The organism is Neorhizobium sp. T25_13 (genome assembly GCF_002968675.1).
Taxonomy (GTDB): Bacteria; Pseudomonadota; Alphaproteobacteria; order Rhizobiales; family Rhizobiaceae; genus Neorhizobium; species Neorhizobium tomejilense.
Genome location: NZ_PVBI01000005.1, coordinates 240782 through 258806, shown reverse-complemented (window position 1 = coordinate 258806; position 18025 = coordinate 240782). Strand labels below are relative to the sequence as shown.

Genomic DNA, 18025 nt, shown 5'->3' with positions numbered 1-18025 from the left:
AGTGGGGCGATGCCTTTTCAACGCGACAGCGCGGCTCTGACCGCGGCGGTGTTGCTGGCATGAACCTCCTCGTAGGGCGCGAAATAGAGCACGGCGCTCGAGGCGATTTCCTCCTCGACGAAGGATTTCAAGGAGGGATCGATATCCTGACCTGCGGCGATAGCGCCTGCCAAGTGCCGCAGATAGGCGCGGTTGGCGTCGATCAGATCCGGCCCATAACCGCCCGACGCAATCCGCTCCGCATCGCCATGCGCCGGCAGGATTTTTGCGATCGGCCAGGATGCCATCCGGGCGAGCTCCGCGATATGCGTGCCGATCTCGGCGGCTTCCGAAATATAGGTGATGGTGTCTTCCAGGGTGTCGCCGGCAAGCAGAAGCCGTTCGTCCGGCATCCAGACCACGTTGCCGTCAGCGCTGTGGATGGCGAAATGATGCAGTTCGATCCGGCGAGAGCCGACCGTCAGGTCCAGCCGGCCATCGAACAGGGTAGTCGGCATGGCGAGCGGTGAGATCGGCGGGTTGGCGCTCTCGATCTTCTCTCGGTTTTCGTTCAGCTTCTCGGCCGTCAGCGTCAGCGCGATGATTTCGCAATCGGAAAAGATCGCGTTCCCGGCAATATGGTCCTTGTGCCAGTGACTGAGCACGACGCGGATCTTGGCGACGCCGAGCCCCTCCAGATGGGTGCGGATCGCCTTGGCGTGGTCGAGCGAGATATGGGTGTCATAGACCAGCGCCTCACCCTGATCGACGATTGCATAGGAGGCGACGCCGAGCGAGTAGGCGCCGTCGTCCAGCCAGTTCGCGGTTTTCGCATGCAGCCGTTTGCCAGGCACCCGCCCATCGTAATAGGCAAAGATCCCGGGATAGGGCTCGAGAATTCGAAGGGTCGAGGTCATTGCACTCATGATAGCCATCACGCCACCAGCGGCGCGGCGACCGCCTTCAGTGCATCGCGGGCCGCCTTCGGGTCCAGCCGCACCTGCAATCCGCGCTGGCCGCCATTGATGAAGACATGCGGTTCGTCGAGCGCGGTGATCTCGATCGCGGTCGGCACGAGCTTCTTCTGACCGAAGGGGCTGATGCCGCCGACATGATAGCCGGTTGCCCGTTCCGCATCGGCGGGCTTCATCATGCTCGCAGATTTGCCACCGAATGCGGCCGCGAGCTTCTTCATCGAAACCTCGTGGTCCGACGGCACCACGACGCAGACCGCCTTGCCGTCCACCTCCGCCATCAGCGTCTTCAAGACACGACGCGGCTCCTCGCCGATCGCCTCCGCCGCCTGCATCCCGATCCGGTCCGCATTCGGATCGTAGTCATAGGTGACGGTGGCGAAGGCGACGCCTGCCTTTTCGAGCATCTGCGTAGCGCGGGTTGTCTTGGACATGGCTGGTTACTGATCGGGCTGCGAATGGACACGGTCGAGCTTGTCCAGAAGGGCGAGTCCGCGTTTCTTGTCCCCTTTCGCAGCACGCAGGCGAAAACGGGTCTCAATATCGAATTCAGCAAGCGCCCTCGAGGAGAATTCCTCGAAAAGCTTATTGATGCTGGTCCCCCGTGCTGCGGCCAGCGCTTTGAGGCGTTCATGCTGATCGGAAGGAAGCCGGATAGTCAAAGTGCTCATGTTTTCTTTCTCCAAGCCAGGAACTCACCAGCGGTGAAGATCTTCAGTTTCGGAAACGCGAGCTCTGCCTGGGCGAAGTCCCGCTTGTTCGCTGTTATGATGACCTCCGCACCGCCGCCGACCGCCAGTTCCATGACATGGTTGTCCGCCTCATCACGAAGGTTGGGCCGCCAGAGAAAATAGATAGGCACCCATTGGCAGCATGACAAAAAGGCATCCAACAGTTCGGTTCTCTCCTCAGCGGAAAGTGGTGCACGGCCGAAAAGGTGGTCGCGATGACAGACATCTTCATATTCGGAAAAAAGCGCATTCGCCATCAACGGAGTAATCTGTTCAAGCAAGCAAAGCCTGACGACCTGACGGGGGCTGCCCTCCGCATTCATGATGGCAGATACGAATATGTTCGTGTCGATGACGACCTTCATGAAATGATAGCATATATGCTATCATCTCTCTGTCAACGGATCAGCCGATTTCCTCTTCATAAACCTCCGGCTTGAAACCGACGATCAGCTTTCCGTCCGCTTCCAGCACCGGCCGCTTGATCATCGAAGGCTGGGCAAGCATCAGGGTGATCGCCTTCTCGCGGTCGAGGTCTGCCTTATCTGCTTCATCGATTTTCTTGAACGTGGTGCCAGCCCGGTTGAGCACGATCTCCCAGCCGGCGCGGTCCGTCCAGGTATCGAGATGAGCACGGTCGATGCCCTCGGCCTTGTAGTCGTGAAAAGTGTAGGTGACGCCCTTGCGGTCGAGCCAGTCGCGCGCCTTCTTCATCGTGTCGCAGTTCTTGATGCCGTAGATCGTGATTGCCATCGAAGCCTCTTCATATCGGCTCGACCGATACCAAGGGCACCCCCTGCCGTGCAAGCCTTTCGCCGTGGTTAACGGTTGTTATGTGACAGTTGCATGGCTCCCCTGTTCCGTTGTGCATTGCACAAAAACAGCACAGGCATCATATTTTAGCAGAACGAAAAAGGAGAGTTTCACATGTCCGTACAGAAAAGAATCCGTGGCAGCGCCATTGGCCGCGCCTTCGCAGTTATGAGCGCCGCAATCTCGGTTTCGGCTGCCGTGGAAAACCACCGCCGCCCGAACAACCGCGACCTGACCACCCTCGGCATCGACCCGAAGGCTTTCGATCGTCTCGGCTGATCAGTTCTTTCCCGGCCTTGCTTGGCTGGGAAGGGGCTTTGCATCTCAGCCTTAAGTATAAGGCTTTGCCGAATACCCGCGGAAACTGTCCGTTAACCATGCCATCCTATATTCTCCTAATATTCCGGGAGATGTGGATTTGGTCGGGCAGGTTGTCAGGGAAGAAGCGCCGTCGGGGCCTGTGTCTGTCGACGGCGATGTGTTGAAGCGGTCCGTCGCCAAGCTGGCGAACGAGGCTTCCGCGCTCGGCCTTCATCTGGTCGATATTGCCGGTGCTATCCAGGATACGGCTGCGCAATCCTCCGCACATGCGACATTGCTTGGTCGCCTGACGCAGTCCGCTCAATCGATCGCGGACGCCAACGGCCACGTTGCCCGCTCCCTTCAGGAATCCGACAAGCTGACGGCGAACGCGCGCAAGGTGCTCGGCGAGCAGGCTGAACAGCTTTCCGGCTCGATCACCGCGATCGATCACATGGTCCATGCGTCCCAGGAAATCGGCGCCGAGATCAAGCTGTTTTCCACGGCGCTCGGAGACGTCGGACGGTTGGCAGATGCGATCGGCATGATCGCCAGGCAGACAAACCTTCTGGCGTTGAATGCCGCGATCGAGGCGGCGCGTGCGGGCGAAGCCGGCAAGGGTTTTGCCGTGGTCGCGGCGGAGGTACGCGCGCTGTCGCTGCAAACCTCCCAGACCACGAGTTCGATCCAGGCCACGCTCGATCAGTTGAACAGCCGCATCGACAAGCTGGTAACGGCCGGCGAAGGTGCCAGCCAGTCGGCCGAGGGCGTCAAGACGACAGCGATGAAGGTTCAGGGCTCATTCAAAGGCGTCGAAGGCGTCATGACTCAGATCCTCGACAAGGCGTCCTCGCTCGCCGGAACGACCGAAACGGTCGACAGGCAATGCGGCGAGTTTGCCTCGTCGATTGCTTCCGCGGCAAGCGCGATCCTGAAATCCAATGACCAGTTGCAGCAGACCTCCTCCCGCGTCGGAGAGGTGGTGACGATTTCCGAGCGGATGATCCAGACGACGGCGAGCGCCGGCATCGAAACCCCGGACACTCCCCATATACGTGCCGTCATGGACTACGCCGCCGAGGTTTCCTCCGCCTTCGAGGCGGGCGTAAAATCCGGCCGCATCGATCTTGGCGCCTTGTTCGACCGGCAATATGTCGCGATCCCCGGTAGCGATCCCGTCCAGTACATGACGCGCTTTACGGAGTTCACCGATACCGTGCTGCCGCCTATCCAGGAACGGGCGGCCGAAGGCGATGCCCAGGTCGCATTCTGCGCTGCCATAGATGAAAACGGCTACCTGCCGACCCACAATCGAAAATTCTCGCAGCGTCAGCGTCCGGGCGACGTGACCTGGAATACCGCCAACTGCCGCAACCGGCGCATCTTCAACGACCGCGTGGGCTTGGCGGCCGGCCGCAACAAGGAGCCTTTCCTGCTGCAGACCTACCGCCGCGACATGGGCGGCGGTGAGTTTGTGCTGATGAAGGACATTTCCGCCCCGATCACCGTCAACGGGCGCCATTGGGGCGGTCTGCGTCTCGCTATCAAGGTTTGATATCGGGAGGCGGGTCGGTCATACCGCGTAGGCCGCGTCCAGCGCTGCAATATCGATCTTCTTCATCGAGAACATCGCCTGCATGACGCGATAGGCGCGGGCGCTATCGCTATCCGTCAGCATTTTCGGCATCCTGGCGTAAGTGACCTGCCAGACCAGCCCGAAACGATCCGTCAGCCAGCCGCAGGGCTGTTGCTGGCCGCCCTCGACGAGCTTGTCGTAATAGTGGTCGATCTCGTCCTGCGTCTCGCAATGGACAAGGAAGGAAACCGCGCCGTTGAACTTCGCCAAAGGTCCGCCGTTGATCGCCGCGAAATTCTGGCCCTCGAGCTCGAAGCCCATCGCCATCACCGAACCCTTGAGCCCGGGACCGGCATCCCCAAAACGCGAGACATCGGTGATCCTCGAGTTCTCGAATACCGAGACATAGAAATTGACGGCTTCTTCCGCGTTGTTATCGAACCAGAGATGCGGAACGATCTTGTGCTTCTGGATGGCCATTGTTCTCTCCTCAAAAGGGCGATCGTCCATAGGACGCTCAGGCGCCCGCCGATCCGACTCGCCTGGCAGAATTCTTTCAGATCATCATGCGGAGCTGTTCCGGCCGCGTCGGATAGGCAGGAGCATTCGGATCGAAGCTCCATCTTCCGAATTCCTCGTGCCGCGTCTCGCCGCAATGGCTGTAGACCAGCATGAACTCGCCGGCGATCCAGGCATAATTCCGCTCGATGGGCATGGGTTCTATGCGCCCGCAGCCATAGATCAGCGTTACATGCGGCGTAGTGTCCGCCATCCAGTAGTTCGGAAGGTTGTGGCGGGCGAGAGCGCGGCGCAGCATCTGCGCGAACTGGACGACCACCGGATTGCCCCTGGCGCGATAGAGGGCGAGATGACGCTTGCCTCCGAACAGGGCGCTGCTGTCGAGCGTGATCGGGACAGGTCTCGCCTGGAGGCTGGCTGCGACCATCTTGGTTGCTTCGATAAGCGGTATGGGCGGCTCTTCGAACTGCTCCATGCAGAGCAGGCTCATATGGAGAAGATCGGCGGGATAGGCATCGCGGGTATTCTCGTTCGCGGCGTGGATCATTGCGTCGCCATGCATGACGAGACCGAGGGGATTGGACGGCTTCAGCACGAACATGAGCTTGCTCTTGCGCCGGGCAGGCGGGGCCGGTTTCGAAAGCCAGCCTTCGCCAAAGGGGAGCGAAGGCTGGCCAGCGTGCTTGCGCAAGCTCATCTTGCTACCGTCATAGTAATGCGACCTCATGCCGTTGAACGAAATCTAGCGGGACTCCCTGGATGAGTAAAGAACAAATGCGGAACAATTGCAATCATGGTTAATTCGCGAGCCGGCCCGGCAACGGCTTGAGCTGATAGGCCTGCCAGAAGAAGCTGTCGGCGGCAGCCTGATCGTAGGAGAAGTTGCGGGCTTCCTTGATCTTGCCGTCCTCGATGCGGAAGGCGAGCACCCAGACCGTATCGACATTGGCGCCGTCACGGTTCGACCAGCCCCGATGCATGTCGATCACCCAGTTTTCGTCGGCCATCAGTGCGATGAGTTCCGCGCGAAAGCCGGCCTTTCCGAGTTGCTGGAAGAACGCGGCGACTTCCGCCTTGCCGCGTTTCGTGCCTGCGAGCGGGTGGTGGCCCGGAATATGCCATTCGATGTCTTCGGCGAAGAAGGATGCCACCTTGGTCATGTCGCCGCTGCCGTAGGCGGCATAATAGTCGGTGATGACCTTGCGGTTCTGTTCGGGGCTGGCGGCCATGGCGGGCACTCCTGAAAAGAGGATGGCGGTGACGAGCAGCGCTCGGAAGCTGGTTTTGAACATGGGTTCCTCCTCAAGGCTCAGCGGATTTTCGGGGCGCGTTCGGCCGCACGTGCAACGAGCCCTCGGTCGCCGGCTTCATGCGTCGCAGTCATGGTCAGCGCGGACACTTTCCAGGCGGCGTCAACCTTGACGAGTTCGTAGCGGTAATGGCCCGTCAGTACCCAGAGATCGGTCCCGATACGATGGGTGGCCTGGAAATCGGCCTCGGCGGTTGCTTTCGCACCTTCAAGGCTCGTGACCCTGTGATTGGTCACGACGTGCTGCGTCTCGTCGAAACCCGGCAGGAAACCGGACCATTGCCGGATTATGTCGTCGGCCGCCTGGGTCGTTGGCGTGCCTCCCCAAAGGCTCGTGTAATCGAGCGTCACCTGGTCTGCAAAGGCGCGACGTACCCGGTCCCATTGATGCCGGTCGGGGCCGGTCGCGATGTCGGTGATCGTGTCCATGATCGCCGCACGGTCCTGGGGAGCGATCTGCCCAGACGCGTTGGCGCGGGTGAAATGCGCTGCTGCGGCGTCCGTCGCGATGGTCACCGGTTGCGACCGATTGTAGAAATCGAACTGGCTGATACCGTCGAGCCAGAGCTCCGATTTTTCACCCGGTAGCAGTGCGTAAAATGCATGCGCGCCCTGCGGCACGGCGGCTCCCTCCGAATGGACGATCAAGGTGGGCTTGTCGAGCTTCGCCCCGAGCGAAACGGAATCGTAGGTCAGCCACGGCTCCCAGGAGGCGAGATTGAACCGGTTGTCATATTGCGGGACAAGGCCCCGATCCGCCTCTGTGTAATAAGGGATCCGATACATGAGCGAAGTCTGGTCGGTCATGCTAGCAGCGGTGATGGTCCTCGGCTGGCCCCGATCCTCGGAGGTCTCCGCCTCGCGTGACGTGGCGATCAGCTTGGAAACACCTTCCCGTCCGCCATAAACGTGCTCGACGATCTGTCGGTTGTGCAGCCAGGGCGCGATCAGGGCGACGGCAGCGAAATTCGCGTTGCCCGTCGCCGCCGCTGCCATGTATCCCGCCGAGGCGCAGATGCCGAGCCCGTTGATATTGACCGCGTCCACTTCCGGCAGTGTCGCCATGAACGCGGCGGCCGCAGCGATGTCGCGGGTCTTTTCGGCTGGATCCTCCTTGAAGCGAATTTCACCGCCGGACTGTCCCCAGCCGCGGTGATCGAAGGCGAGTGCGGCAAAACCGCGTTCCGCCATTTCGCGGGCGTAGAGGCCGGACATCTGCTCCTTGATCGAGGTCCAGGCGCCGCTGACGACCACACCCGGACGTCTTTCTCCGGATCGGTAGTCCGGCGGCAGATAGAGCGTGCCGGCGAGCGTCGCGCCTCGGTTCTCGAAGGAAACCCTACGGGTCTGGATATCCTCCGCGATGGCGGCAGAACCCATCACCGCGATGCAGAAGGTTGAAACAGCTGCGGCTTTCATGGCGTTTCTCCTGTCTCATGTCGAATGACGGGAGGTTGGCAGCTTTGCCGCGGCGGCACAGGCGCGGTTCTTGGCGTTCGTTATGCGATTATTGCTTCAATTGGCTCTGAAGGCAGCGGGCGTCGTGCCCGTCTGGCGACGGAAATGCTGGCCGAACCGCGAGACGTCTTCATAACCGACGCGCGCAGCAACGGCGGAGATCGGCAAGGGGGTCGTCTTCAGGAACAGTTTCGCCAGCTCCATCCGTTCATGAATGACATATTGATGCGGCGATCTGCCGAGCGCCTTGGTAAATGCCCGCACGAAATGAAAACGGCTCATTGCCGCTTCGGCTGCCATGTCTTCAAGTGACAGATTGGCGGTGAGGTTGTCGTGAATGTAGTCGAGCGCACGGTGCAGCCGCCGGTCGTCGATGCCGACAAGCCTCGGTTGGGCCGGGGCCAGGACCTGGGCGAGGTGGGCCGCGAGCGCCAATTGCATCGTTTCGTGGTAGAGCGCCGACGCATGACCGGCGATCGAGACTGTTTGGTGAGCAAGCTGCGCCAGCAACGGGTCGAAGGCGCCGACGACCGGCCGGAAGTCCGAATGTTCGAAGCCCACATCGGCGAGCAGGTTTTCGGGTATTTCGAGCCTCAGGAAAGACAGCGCCTCGTCGTATTCGCAGATACCCGTCGCACCGGCCGGCAGGATCCAGCCTTCGCCGGCTTTCAGCGGCAGATGTAGCCGTTTGTCAGAGCCGATGGCGATCCTGTGGCGCTCCTGATCGACGAGAAAAAGCCCCAGCGCCAGGCGCGATATCGCAAAGCGTCCGCCGCCGGGAGGCGTATGCAGCCTCTCCGCCGTCAGTCGCGCCAATGCTTGCGATCCGCTCATGGGGAAAAATTTAAGGAGCGGCCAGGGAACTTCAACCAGCAGTTCTGTGAGAACTTCGCCTTTGCAGGCAAGAAACAGGTTGAATCCTTGGGCCTAAGGCACGATTTTAAGGTCAAATCGCAATGCGGAGGTTTCCTCATAACAACGCATCAATACCTGATTTTTCAAACCGCAGCCGGCTTCTGCGGCATCGCTTGGAATGAGGTCGGTATCACTCGTTTCCAACTGCCCACCAAAAGCGCGGATTCGACCGAGAAGCTGTTGCTGCGCCGGCTGTCTGAAGCCGAGCCGGGCACGCCGCCGGCCGAGGTTCTGGAGGCTGTCGACGCCGTGAAGCGTTATTTTGCGGGCGAAGAAGTCGATTTCTCGAAGGTCAAACTCGATCTCGAAGGCCAGGACGATTTCTTCAAGCAGATCTATGCCGCCGCCCGCCGGATCGGCTGGGGGCATACGACGACCTATGGCGCGATCGCCAAGGAACTCGGCGCCGGTCCTGAGGCCGCTCGTGATGTCGGCCAGGCGATGGCGAAAAACCCCGTGGCGCTGATCATCCCATGCCACCGCGTGCTCGCCGCCGGCGGCAAGATCGGCGGATTTTCGGCTCCGGGCGGCTCGACGTCGAAGACCCGCATGCTGGAACTCGAAGGCGTGCGCCTGGCGCCACCGGAGCCGGCACAGCAATCCCTGGGGTTCTGAAGCCCTCAACGACAAGACAGCAGGCACCGTCTCCGCGACGGCAACCCAGTTCGTGTCATGTTGCCGGGCTCCCCAGCCCCTCCACCAGCGCGCTCAAGGCCGCATCCAACGGGGCCGATCCCACCTTCTCGGGCACCAACAGCCCATCGATCGTAAGCATGGTCAAGCCGTGGATGAGCCCCCAGCCGGCTGCCGCCTGACCTTCTATGGGCCGCTTGCGAATGCTGCCTGCGGCTTGGCCGAGCCGGAGGATTTCGCGGAGAATATCGAATACCGCCAGCGCCCGCTCATTGAGATGCATTCCCACCGCTTTTCCCTCCTCCGCGCTAAACATCAGGCGGTAGAGAGCCGGGTTCTCCGTTCCGAACGCGAGGTAGGCCCGAGCTATCGGAGTGATTTCGTCGCGCAGAGTTTCGGGCGCTTCAGGCTTCGCAGCCGACAGGGATTCGCGCAGCCGGTCGAACCCGATCATGGCGAGTTCTGCCAGCAGCGCGGCCTTGTCGGGGAAGTGCTTGTAAGGTGCCGCATGGCTTACGCCAGCCCGGCGGGCGACTTCCCGCAGCGTGAATTGCCAGCCCTTCTCCTCCGCAAGCATATCCAACGCCGTCTCGATAATCGCACGACGGAGATCACCGTGGTGATAGGGGCGGCTGGGTGTGTCCTGCATGGTTCCTCTAAGTTTCCCGTGCTTACATTGTTGACAGTGACTACTTAAGCGCCTATGTCAATGGCATAAGTTTCTCCTGTCTACATTGGAGTGGGTCATGAACGCAACCGCAAATACCACCGACGCTGATCGGCTAGGCACTCTCCTCGCGGCCCAGCGTGCTGCGTTCCTGCGTGACGGGGCGCCCTCGCTGGCGCAGCGACGCGCTGATCTGGTCAGGTTCAGGGCCACCTTAATTGCACACCGCAAAGCGATCGAAGATGTCATCAATGCCGATTTCGGGCATCGCTCGAGATATGAGACGGCGATCATGGAGGTTGGAGGGGTCGCCGAGGGCACGAAATATCTGATCCGCAACCTTCGCAAATTCATGGCGCCGACCCGCCGCCACGTTGCTCTGCACATGCGGATGGGCAAGGCCCGGATCGAATATCAGCCGCTTGGCGTCGTCGGCGTAATGTCGCCGTGGAACTATCCGGTGAACCTCGCGCTGATGCCGGCCGCAACAGCGATCGCGGCCGGAAACCGGGTGATGCTGAAACCCTCGGAGTTCACGCCCGCCACCAATGTGCTACTCGCAAAAATGTTCGGCGAGATATTCTCCGAGGATCAGTTCGCGATCGTGACCGGTGATGCGACTGTCGGGGCCGCATTCACGGCCCTGCCGTTCGACCATCTCGTCTTCACCGGCAGCACCGCAGTGGGGCGGGCGGTGATGAAGGCTGCCAGCGACAACCTTGTCCCGGTCACCCTCGAATTGGGAGGCAAATCGCCGGTCATCGTCGCCAAAGGCCATTCCCTCGACCAGACGGCGGCGTCCATTGCTTTCGGCAAGCTGCTCAACGCCGGCCAGACGTGCATCGCTCCCGATTACGCACTCGTCCACGAAGACGACGTCGACTCGTTCGTCGAGGTGTATGACCGGAAAGTGGCGTCCTTCTATGCGGAGGGGCCGACGAGTGAACACTATACTTCCATCATCAACGAGCGGCACCTCGCTCGACTTCAAGGCCTGATCGAGGATGCGAGCGCCAAGGGAGCGCGGATCGTCGAGGTCGGCAACCGGCCCGGCGAGGCATCCCGTCGCCCCAACACGCTGGCGCCAACCGTCGTGCTTGGCGTCACGGACACCATGCGCATCGCTCATGAGGAGATCTTCGGCCCGGTCTTGCCGGTCTTTCCCTACCGCGACATCGGCGATGCGATCGCCTATGTGAATGCCCGGGCTCGGCCGCTCGCGCTCTACTATTTCGGTGCCGACGATCAAGACCGGCGCATGGTGCTGAGCCGAACAACCTCAGGCAACGTCACTATCAACGGGACGATCATGCACATCGCCCAGGATGACTTGCCCTTCGGCGGTGTCGGGCCCAGCGGCATGGGCGCTTACCATGGTGTCGAGGGCTTCCGTACGCTCAGCCATGCCAAGGGGATCTACGAGCAAGGTCGCTGGAACCTCTCAAACCTGCTCCACGCCCCGTTCAGGCAGCCGATCGATATCATCCTCAACATGATGCTTCGGTGACCAGCATGCCGTCATCCGATCAATCCCGGGAGCATCAGCACATGACCACCCACACACCGTTATCGCTACGCGGCTCATGCGAATGCGGCGCCTGCTCGTTCGAGGTGCACGCGTCGCCGAAAGCCAGGTTCCGGTGCCACTGCCTGATCTGCCAAGCGTTCAACGATAGACCGTTCGCGGATGTTGTCGCTGTTCGTGCCAGGGACGTAGTGCTGAAAAACGCCGCCAATATCTCGTTCAGGAAATACCGTCCGCCGCCGAACTTCAATCGCGGGGTCTGCCGGACTTGCGGCAAGCCCGTTGTCGAGGTTGCGGTTGCCGGGCCGTTCAAGGTGATGTTCATCCCGGCCAGCAATTTCAAGTCCGAGGCCCAGCTGCCGCCGGTTGGGATGGATATATTCTATCACCGTCGCGTGCTGGACATGCCCGGTAGCTTGCCCAAGTACAGCGGCTATTTCGCGAGCGAATTCGCAGTCGGAAAAATGATCATGAGTGGCTTGTAGCGGGCCGGCAGCGACCTGCCCGGCGTCAGTCGCGCGATATGGACAGCCCTGCGAGAAGCGGAGCGTATGCGGCGAGCCTGCGGGATACGAACTCCGTGAAGAGTTGCACGCGCTTCGTCTTGCGTGTCTCCCCCTGTGTGAGAAGCCAGAGCGTTCCGTACATGTGCAGCTCGGTGCCCGGCACCCTCACCAGGTGGGGGTCGGCATCTCCGACGAAGCACGGCAGCGTCGTGATCCCGAGCCCTTGCCGCACGGCAACGACCTGCGCCTCTGCGTCCGTGGTCCGAAATGGAACCCCCGTGGTTCGAACCTCACCTTCGCTGGCCCAATCCGGAATTCCATGAATGCTGATGACGACCCACCGAATGGGATCAGGCGCGCCCGCACGCCATGCGGCCAGTCGATCGCGGGACATGTAGACGCCGCCGAACACCTCCGGTCCCTTCAAGCCGTGAAGATTGAGTGGCAGGGTCTTGCGGTCGTAGACGACGCGGATCGCCACGTCGGCCTCTCGGTTGGTCAGATTTGCCAGATCGCCGGACGACAGGATTTCCATCTCGATGTCCGGATGCAGACGCGCGAAATCGGCGAAATCCGGCATCAGCAGGTGTGTCGCAAGCGGTGGAGCCAGCGTCACCCGCAGAAGCCCGCGTACGCTCTGGTCGCGCCCGAAGACGCGCGTCTCCAGCTGGTGCGACGACGCTTCCATCTGGTGCGCGAGTTCGAGGACCTCCTCTCCCGCAGCCGTCATGCGGTAGCCTGAAGGCAGCTTTTCGAACATCTGCGCCCCGAGGCGTTCCTCGAACTGAGCGATGCGTCGCAGCACGGTCGAGTGATTGACCCCGAGGCCTTCGGCGGCAGCCCGCACTGAGCCTCCGCGCGCCACGGCAAGAAAATATCGAATGTCATCCCAGTCGATCATGGTGCAATCCGGCACCGCGCGGTGCGTCTTCCCAAAGTCCCTATCCGACGCTTCGTACAGCAATGCGGGCGGCTATCATAGCTATTGTCGATCAGCACGGCCCAGTTCCGAACGGCGGACATTGATCGTCGCGGCTGGCGTCAGTCTTCCAGCCGGATCGATTTTGCACCACCGATGTGCGCGTTTCCACACTCAGAAACTGATGCTGGCAAACCTATTTCGAGGGTCTCGGGGGCGTCCCCGAACGACCAAAGGATGCATGACATGAACAGACTGAATGGAAAAACCGCCGTGATCACCGGCGGCGCTACCGGCATCGGCCTCGCCGCTGCAAAGCGCTTCATCGAGGAGGGCGCCTTCGTCTTCATCTTCGGCCGTCGGCAGGAAGCGCTCGACGCCGCTGTGGCCGACCTCGGCCCCAACGCCCGCGCGGTCAAGGGCTCGGTCTCCAATCTGGCCGACCTCGACCGGCTTTACGCGGCGGTGAAGGCCGAGCGCGGAACCCTCGACATCGTCTTCGCCAATGCCGGGGTGGGAAGCCAGCTTCGGCTCGGCGAGATCACCGCCGAGCACATTGACGAAACCTTCGACATCAATGTGAAGGGTACGATCTTCACGGTCCAGAAGGCGCTGCCGCTGATGGGCGGGGGCGGTTCGATTATCCTGACCGGATCGAGCGCCGGCACCACGGGCGCCCCGGCATTCACCGCCTACAGCGCGAGCAAGGCGGCAGTGCGCAACCTCGCGCGGACCTGGGCGGAGGACCTGAAGGGCACCGGCATTCGGGTAAACGTGCTGTCGCCTGGGGCGGCGGCGACCGAACTCGCGAAGGAAGCGCTGGGCGAGGAGGGCCTGAAGGCCTACGGCTCGATGACTGCGCTCCAGCGAATGGCCGATCCGGCGGAGGTTGGGGCGGTTGCCGCCTTTCTCGCGTCGTCTGACAGCAGCTTCATGACCGCTAGCGAGGTCGCTGTCGATGGCGGCCTTGCGCAACTCTAACGCCGCTACGCCCGGCCAAGCGCTCCATTCGATTATTCGGACCGCCGCAGGGCTCGATAAATAACCCAGGGCCGTTGAAGGCTAAGTAATCAATATCAACACGGATCGGAGAAGTATTGTGAGCTACGCAATTGTAGGATTCGGCAAGGTAGGCCAGGCCCTCGCCCAGGCTTTCGCCCGTAAAAACATCGAGGTGGCCGTCGCGAGCCGCCGTCCGCCCGAGGCGTTGGCGCCGCAGGCTCGGGCGATTGGACTTAACGTCGTCGCCAAATCGCTGCGGGATGCGCTCGAGGCCGACACGATCATCCTGGCGGTCCCGTTCGGGGAGCATCGCGAGGTTGCGAAGGCCCTGCCGAGCTGGAAAGGCAAGACAGTCATCGATGCGACGAACACGTTTGGCGTTCCCCCTGAAGAGCTGGACGGCCTCCCGTCCTCCGCCTTCGCCGCAAAATCGTTCACCGGCGCCAGGTTCGTGAAAGGCTTCAATCACATGATCGCAGCCACCCTGGCTACCGATCCGGTCGTCGAGGGCGGCCACCGGGTCGTCTTTCTGTCTGGTGACGACGAGGACGCGATCGCTCCCGTGGCGGATTTGGCCAAACAGCTCGGGTTCGCACCCGTCAAGCTCGGAAAACTCAACGAGGGTGGCGCGCTGGTGCATGCACGCGACCGCACCTGGGGCCAGCTCATCTTCCAGGATTTGTACAAGAAGGAGCAGTGATCGATCTACGACCGTGTGATCGACACCGAGAACCGGTCGCGCGCGGCTGAAAAGTTGTAGACGGCTTCTCGCGAATGGCTTCATAAACAGGAGCGGCTAAAGCTGTCAGCTCGCAATCAGCGATCCTGATCCAGTCGATTGTGCACTACAACGCCAATAGAGCCCGACATCGTGAACTGCTTCGTCGCAGCTACCACCTTAGAAAGCGTCGGCCGGCAAAATACCCCGCAACGGCCACAATGAGTATAGCGATTGGATACCAGGTTGCGACGAACAACGGACTGTCGTCGGGACAATTGGAGGCGTAAAGGGTGGCTGCAATACCGGCGGATGCCAATGCCGCGATTGCCCCGGCTTGACCGGGGTGATCCGGCGCACCATGGCGCATCACCAGAAAGAGGAACATGGTCGGCGCTAACGAGAGGATCGGGATGACCGTCAGGCAATGCAACGCATTGTGGCCCAACAGTCTGGTTCCCCAAAGATCGGCCGGGGTGACGACCATTTCGATGGTAGCGGCGGCGATCAACAGCGCTGGTGCCAGCAGCAATAACCAGCGCCGAGCCGTTGCGCTCTCCCCTGGACGGATAAGGCTTTCCATCAGCGATGCCGCCACAAAAAACAGCGCCAAGGTGGCAATGAACTTGAATGCGAAGCGCGCAGTCAGGATGGCTTGAGCAAAATCAGGTCGAACACCCAGGACCGAAAAGAACACCAATCCCGCCACCAATGCGCCAGCAGCTGTCGCCAGAGCAAGCGCCCTCGAGAGGTTGACGGGCCGCCGTGTGTCCTCCGATATCAGATTGATCAGGTCTTCCGTGTTCACTTAAATACTCCGTCTGCGGCTGGCCTGACGAGGACGGTCCCATTCTGTCAAGCGATCTTGCACAGGATTGGCAATCCTAGCATGATCAACGATGGTGCCATATCCGCAAGCGGATCTCGACCTCACGTTCGACATAACGCCATTCTTCGGTCGCCCGCAATCGAAAGAGCATGGCATCGAATTGAGGGGCACTTTCCTCCGCGAATTCGAACCAGGTGAGAAAATCGAAAGGCTCGCCGAGATCTCGACTGTGATAGAGGCGTCGAGCGACCGCCGGCAAATAGTCCATCCCGATCTGAAAATGCGCCGACCTCTCCTGAATGATGGCCCGGCGCTCGTCCTGCGCAAGAGACCACCAAAGGTCCGACTTGCGGATCGGGATCAAGACCGCGAGGCACGCCGTTGCGCGGCCCAGCGGTGGTTGGCGTTCTGCAAGCCGATCGAGCTCGACACGGGTCGTGTATCGCGCGCTGCCAGCTGTTCCGCGCAGAACCCAGGCCACCGGATCGGGTAATATGACCTGATTGGTGTCCATGACACTAAGACGAGGCGCAACATCCAGACCCTTGCCTGCAATGGCGCGCGTTGCCTCTACCTGCCATTGACCATCTTCACCAGCCACGAAGTATGTCGGTTTTACCATCGTGACCTACCAGCGCAACAGTCGGTGGCCAAGCAAAGCACCGGTCCCGGCAACTATCGAAATGGCAATCGGATACCAGAGCATTACAAAGAGCGGGCTGTCATCATCGCAATTGGCTGCGTAGAATGTCGCCGCGATCCCTGCCGCTACGAGCCCGGCAACAGCTCCCGCGACCGCCGGTCGGGTGGGGGCAGCGTATCGAAGCGCGTAGAGAAAACAGGCAAGAGGACCCACCGATAAGAAGGGGATAATCGTCAGGCAGAGGCTGGAATTATGCCCGATCATGCGCGTCACCCATGTCTCAGACGGCATGACCAACAGTTCAAGGATCGCCGCTGCAATCATCGACAGAGCGGGAACCAATAGACCGAATGCCGTCAACTGAACCGGGACCCCCGGTTTTCCGATCCGGAACATGACCATCCCACCGGTCAGGGTGACAGATCCCGTGATCAGGAATTTGAACAGGAAGCGGCTCGTCTCGATGGCCGTACCGAAGTCCGCACGCAAGCCGATGACCGCGAAGAATGAAATGGCGGCGATCAAAGTGGCGGCAGTGGCAGCATGCATCAGGGCATGATCAAGATTCAGTCGAACCGGCGTATCCTGCACGAGCAGTTCGATCAACTCCTCAGTCTTCATGTCGCCCGCCCCGAATAGAGAGCAGCCAACCCCTTCAATGCCCTATGTAGGGAAACACGTACCGCCACCTCTGTCATTTCCAGGCGATCGGCGGTTTCCCGAATACTCGACCCTTCAATCGATATCGATTGAACGATTGTTCGTTGCGGATCCTTGAGCTTGCCCAGAATCTGTTCGATATCGATGCGATCGGAGGCTGCGATGCGTTCGTCTGTTTTGAGTGTAGCAATGACGTCCTCAAGCGGTACTGACTGCCTGCCACGGCGCCGCAGGCTATCGACCACCTTGTTGCGAACGATTACCGATAGCCATGGCCCCAATGGCCGTGACGGATCCCATGTCCCGCGCTTGAGATGGATAGTAAGCAGTACTTCCTGAACCACGTCCTCAGCCTCGCTGGCCGGCGCACCGAACTGGTCACAACGCTTCCGCGCCATCACCCGTAAATGTGGTGTGAAGGCCGTCAGGAATTTGTGATAGGCGTGGCTGTCGCCCGCAATCGCTAAACGCAGCCAGGATGCCCATTCCTTTTCACGCGCCAGATCTGTCATCCGACATATCCTTCTTCGGTGGTTCTCGTGCAATTGTTACAGAGACCAGCCAGATTTTTTTGCGTGTGGGATATCGGGCCAAAGCGTGCAAGGGTTTGAACGTTCATGTCATCGATCATGAGATAAGATTGTCTGACTGTGATTGGGGTTCCAGCAGTGCAAAAATGGGCCGGATAAGACCTTCCAGAAGGTCTCTTTCAGGACGCGTGCGCGCAAGCACACGAATACCAAGCAGTGTGCCGAGGAGCGTGCCGGCCATGTCCGACGCTTTTTGGCAACGATTGATCGATCCGTCTTCCTGGCCCCTTTCGACGCAGCTCCTGAAGAAAGCCTCGACCTGCACCAGGACTTGAGCCACCACACGCTGAAACTCATCATCATGTGGCGCGACCTCAAGCGCGGAATTGACCAACATGCAGCCTTTCCGCTTGGTATCGCTCAACGACCGCTCAATAATTTCGTTGAAAAATGCGCTGATCGCCTCGCGCGGCGGCTTCGTTTCGAACCGGCCGACACGGTCGCCGAAGCTCCGTTCGACATAAAAATCGAGGGCTTTGCGATAAAATGCGTGCTTGTCGCCAAAGGTATTGTAGATGCTCGCGGTGGTCAGCCCGATTGCCTGGGCCAGATCACGGATTGAAGTTGCCTCGTAGCCGTGTTCCCAAAACCGCTCGACAGCCAGCAGCAACACATTTTCTTCATCAAATTCTCTGGGTCTGGCCATATATCCTGTCTCCCAGAGCATTGATCGGAACAGCCGACATGCCCAAGGTTATTGCCAATCCATTCTAGAACATACGATCTAAAACTCAACCCTATGTGATTCAGCCTTCGGCG

24 protein-coding genes are annotated in these 18025 nt (G+C 60.4%); 7 read left to right on the top strand and 17 right to left on the bottom strand.

The features are described 5' to 3' along the window. Positions 1 to 17: 17 nt before the first annotated feature. The 5 genes from C5J22_RS14055 to C5J22_RS14035 are packed head-to-tail and all read right to left on the bottom strand — an operon-like array spanning position 18 to position 2437. Positions 18 to 905 (bottom strand): MBL fold metallo-hydrolase, encoded by an 888-nt coding sequence (locus tag C5J22_RS14055; protein ID WP_105438880.1) that lies wholly within the window; start codon positions 903 to 905, stop codon positions 18 to 20. Positions 906 to 913: 8 nt separating this feature from the next. After that, complete coding sequence (ybaK, locus tag C5J22_RS14050) at positions 914 to 1387, bottom strand: Cys-tRNA(Pro) deacylase (RefSeq protein WP_105438713.1); 474 nt, start codon at positions 1385 to 1387, stop codon at positions 914 to 916. 6 nt (positions 1388 to 1393) lie between these two features. Then, positions 1394 to 1624 carry a ribbon-helix-helix protein, CopG family gene (locus tag C5J22_RS14045; RefSeq protein ID WP_105438712.1) on the bottom strand — a complete coding sequence of 77 codons (231 nt, stop codon included), beginning with the start codon at positions 1622 to 1624 and terminating at the stop codon, positions 1394 to 1396. Next, entirely contained in the window at positions 1621 to 2049 is a 429-nt protein-coding gene (locus tag C5J22_RS14040) for a putative toxin-antitoxin system toxin component, PIN family (protein ID WP_105438711.1), read from the bottom strand. The genes C5J22_RS14045 and C5J22_RS14040 overlap by 4 nt, the downstream gene beginning before the upstream one ends. Positions 2050 to 2089: 40 nt before the next feature. Continuing rightward, a complete protein-coding gene (locus C5J22_RS14035) occupies positions 2090 to 2437 on the bottom strand; it encodes an ArsC family reductase (RefSeq protein ID WP_105438710.1) in 348 nt (115 codons plus the stop codon). 174 nt (positions 2438 to 2611) lie between these two features. On the opposite strand from C5J22_RS14035, the gene C5J22_RS31155 reads away from it, so the two are divergent. Together C5J22_RS31155 and C5J22_RS14030 are read left to right on the top strand one after the other, a co-directional pair. Beyond that, complete coding sequence (locus C5J22_RS31155; RefSeq protein ID WP_172746621.1) at positions 2612 to 2776, top strand: hypothetical protein; 165 nt, start codon at positions 2612 to 2614, stop codon at positions 2774 to 2776. Between the two features lie 133 nt (positions 2777 to 2909). Beyond that, positions 2910 to 4352, top strand: a complete 1443-nt coding sequence (locus C5J22_RS14030) for a methyl-accepting chemotaxis protein (RefSeq protein ID WP_105438709.1) — start codon at positions 2910 to 2912, stop codon at positions 4350 to 4352. An 18-nt stretch (positions 4353 to 4370) separates the two neighbouring features. Here the strand turns inward: C5J22_RS14030 and C5J22_RS14025 are convergent, their stop codons facing one another. The 5 genes from C5J22_RS14025 to C5J22_RS14000 all read right to left on the bottom strand — a co-directional run bounded on the left by C5J22_RS14025 (position 4371) and on the right by C5J22_RS14000 (position 8475). After that, complete coding sequence (locus tag C5J22_RS14025; RefSeq protein ID WP_105438708.1) at positions 4371 to 4853, bottom strand: VOC family protein; 483 nt, start codon at positions 4851 to 4853, stop codon at positions 4371 to 4373. Positions 4854 to 4929: 76 nt separating this feature from the next. Next, entirely contained in the window at positions 4930 to 5589 is a 660-nt protein-coding gene (locus C5J22_RS14020; protein WP_172746620.1) for a 2'-5' RNA ligase family protein, read from the bottom strand. A gap of 100 nt (positions 5590 to 5689) precedes the next feature. Further along, complete coding sequence (locus tag C5J22_RS14015) at positions 5690 to 6184, bottom strand: nuclear transport factor 2 family protein (protein ID WP_245440375.1); 495 nt, start codon at positions 6182 to 6184, stop codon at positions 5690 to 5692. Positions 6185 to 6201: 17 nt separating this feature from the next. Further along, the gene (locus C5J22_RS14005; protein WP_172746619.1) at positions 6202 to 7620 is read right to left on the bottom strand and encodes a nuclear transport factor 2 family protein; all 1419 of its coding nucleotides are present in this window, start codon (positions 7618 to 7620) and stop codon (positions 6202 to 6204) included. 96 nt (positions 7621 to 7716) lie between these two features. Then, entirely contained in the window at positions 7717 to 8475 is a 759-nt protein-coding gene (locus C5J22_RS14000; RefSeq protein ID WP_245440374.1) for an AraC family transcriptional regulator, read from the bottom strand. Positions 8476 to 8631: 156 nt separating this feature from the next. Here C5J22_RS14000 and C5J22_RS13995 point away from each other — a divergent pair, with 156 nt between their 5' ends. Continuing rightward, positions 8632 to 9189: a methylated-DNA--[protein]-cysteine S-methyltransferase gene (locus C5J22_RS13995; RefSeq protein WP_105438876.1), complete on the top strand. Its 558-nt coding sequence runs from the start codon at positions 8632 to 8634 to the stop codon at positions 9187 to 9189. A 55-nt stretch (positions 9190 to 9244) separates the two neighbouring features. Here C5J22_RS13995 and C5J22_RS13990 read toward each other — a convergent pair whose 3' ends face one another. Next, entirely contained in the window at positions 9245 to 9856 is a 612-nt protein-coding gene (locus C5J22_RS13990; RefSeq protein ID WP_105438706.1) for a TetR/AcrR family transcriptional regulator, read from the bottom strand. 97 nt (positions 9857 to 9953) lie between these two features. On the opposite strand from C5J22_RS13990, the gene C5J22_RS13985 reads away from it, so the two are divergent. Both C5J22_RS13985 and C5J22_RS13980 read left to right on the top strand, forming a co-directional pair. Further along, positions 9954 to 11381, top strand: a complete 1428-nt coding sequence (locus C5J22_RS13985) for a coniferyl aldehyde dehydrogenase (protein WP_105438705.1) — start codon at positions 9954 to 9956, stop codon at positions 11379 to 11381. A gap of 41 nt (positions 11382 to 11422) precedes the next feature. Further along, on the top strand, positions 11423 to 11884 hold the full coding sequence (locus C5J22_RS13980; RefSeq protein WP_105438704.1) for a GFA family protein: 462 nt from the start codon (positions 11423 to 11425) through the stop codon (positions 11882 to 11884). 25 nt (positions 11885 to 11909) lie between these two features. On the opposite strand, the gene C5J22_RS13975 is transcribed toward C5J22_RS13980, so the two are convergent. Continuing rightward, positions 11910 to 12806, bottom strand: a complete 897-nt coding sequence (locus tag C5J22_RS13975; protein ID WP_105438703.1) for a LysR family transcriptional regulator — start codon at positions 12804 to 12806, stop codon at positions 11910 to 11912. Between the two features lie 264 nt (positions 12807 to 13070). On the opposite strand from C5J22_RS13975, the gene C5J22_RS13970 reads away from it, so the two are divergent. Next, positions 13071 to 13805 carry an SDR family NAD(P)-dependent oxidoreductase gene (locus C5J22_RS13970; protein ID WP_105438702.1) on the top strand — a complete coding sequence of 245 codons (735 nt, stop codon included), beginning with the start codon at positions 13071 to 13073 and terminating at the stop codon, positions 13803 to 13805. 118 nt (positions 13806 to 13923) lie between these two features. After that, positions 13924 to 14526 (top strand): NADPH-dependent F420 reductase, encoded by a 603-nt coding sequence (locus tag C5J22_RS13965; RefSeq protein WP_105438701.1) that lies wholly within the window; start codon positions 13924 to 13926, stop codon positions 14524 to 14526. Positions 14527 to 14716: 190 nt separating this feature from the next. Here the strand turns inward: C5J22_RS13965 and C5J22_RS13960 are convergent, their stop codons facing one another. The 5 genes from C5J22_RS13960 to C5J22_RS13940 form a co-directional block, all read right to left on the bottom strand. After that, positions 14717 to 15352 carry an NrsF family protein gene (locus C5J22_RS13960; protein ID WP_105438700.1) on the bottom strand — a complete coding sequence of 212 codons (636 nt, stop codon included), beginning with the start codon at positions 15350 to 15352 and terminating at the stop codon, positions 14717 to 14719. An 85-nt stretch (positions 15353 to 15437) separates the two neighbouring features. Next, positions 15438 to 15995: a chlorite dismutase family protein gene (locus tag C5J22_RS13955; protein ID WP_205837180.1), complete on the bottom strand. Its 558-nt coding sequence runs from the start codon at positions 15993 to 15995 to the stop codon at positions 15438 to 15440. Between the two features lie 6 nt (positions 15996 to 16001). After that, positions 16002 to 16637 carry an NrsF family protein gene (locus C5J22_RS13950; RefSeq protein ID WP_105438698.1) on the bottom strand — a complete coding sequence of 212 codons (636 nt, stop codon included), beginning with the start codon at positions 16635 to 16637 and terminating at the stop codon, positions 16002 to 16004. Next, positions 16634 to 17188 (bottom strand): sigma-70 family RNA polymerase sigma factor, encoded by a 555-nt coding sequence (locus tag C5J22_RS13945; RefSeq protein ID WP_105438697.1) that lies wholly within the window; start codon positions 17186 to 17188, stop codon positions 16634 to 16636. Before C5J22_RS13945 ends, C5J22_RS13950 begins: the two co-directional genes overlap by 4 nt. 115 nt (positions 17189 to 17303) lie before the next feature. Continuing rightward, positions 17304 to 17912 carry a TetR/AcrR family transcriptional regulator gene (locus C5J22_RS13940; protein ID WP_105438696.1) on the bottom strand — a complete coding sequence of 203 codons (609 nt, stop codon included), beginning with the start codon at positions 17910 to 17912 and terminating at the stop codon, positions 17304 to 17306. Between the last annotated feature and the right edge of the window lie 113 nt (positions 17913 to 18025).